Annotated in this window: 1 rRNA gene; it reads left to right on the top strand. The window is 53.0% G+C overall.

Features of this window, described 5'->3' with window-relative positions:
* Positions 1-350: 350 nt before the first annotated feature.
* Positions 351-849, top strand: a 16S ribosomal RNA gene (locus tag A9Z05_RS03200); the annotation flags it as partial.

The following is an 849-nucleotide window of genomic DNA, read 5'->3' as shown; positions in this document are numbered from 1 at the left end:
GGGTTCGGGATGTAGCGAGCCGTGGCGGCGCAGGAAGATGGCCCCGCAGTCGCAACGATGTAGTGTAAAAAGTTGTTGACGAACTGCGAAACACGGTTCATAATTTCGCTTCTCTGCTGCTGAAAACGCAGCGCTGCCGGGAAACACGAAGTTCCTCGCAGAAATGCTCTTTAAAAATTAACAGCCGATAAGTGTGGGCGCTTGATGGTAGCGAGCTGATCCTCGGATCAGATAGCAAAAGTATCAAGAGTCTCACACTAAAGTAAGTCAGGTTTATGAAGTGATTCATATTCCTGTCAGCTTTGAGTGAGCGACCGGTTCTTAACCGAACCGAAAACAGTAACAGGTTTGAACTGAAGAGTTTGATCCTGGCTCAGATTGAACGCTGGCGGCATGCCTTACACATGCAAGTCGAACGGCAGCACGGGTGCTTGCACCTGGTGGCGAGTGGCGAACGGGTGAGTAATACATCGGAACATGTCCTGTAGTGGGGGATAGCCCGGCGAAAGCCGGAGTAATACCGCATACGACCCACGGAAGAAAGCGGGGGACCTTCGGGCCTCGCGCTATAGGGTTGGCCGATGGCTGATTAGCTAGTTGGTGGGGTAAAGGCCTACCAAGGCGACGATCAGTAGCTGGTATGAGAGGACGACCAGCCACACTGGGACTGAGACACGGCCCAGACTCCTACGGGAGGCAGCAGTGGGGAATTTTGGACAATGGGCGAAAGCCTGATCCAGCAATGCCGCGTGTGTGAAGAAGGCCTTCGGGTTGTAAAGCACTTTTGTCCGGAAAGAAATCCTTGGCTCTAATACAGTCGGGGGATGACGGTACCGGAAGAATAAGCAC

The sequence above is a fragment of the Burkholderia sp. A2 genome (assembly GCF_001729305.1).
GTDB classification, from domain to species: Bacteria; Pseudomonadota; Gammaproteobacteria; order Burkholderiales; family Burkholderiaceae; genus Burkholderia; species Burkholderia sola.
This window is presented reverse-complemented; position numbering and strand designations above follow the sequence as displayed.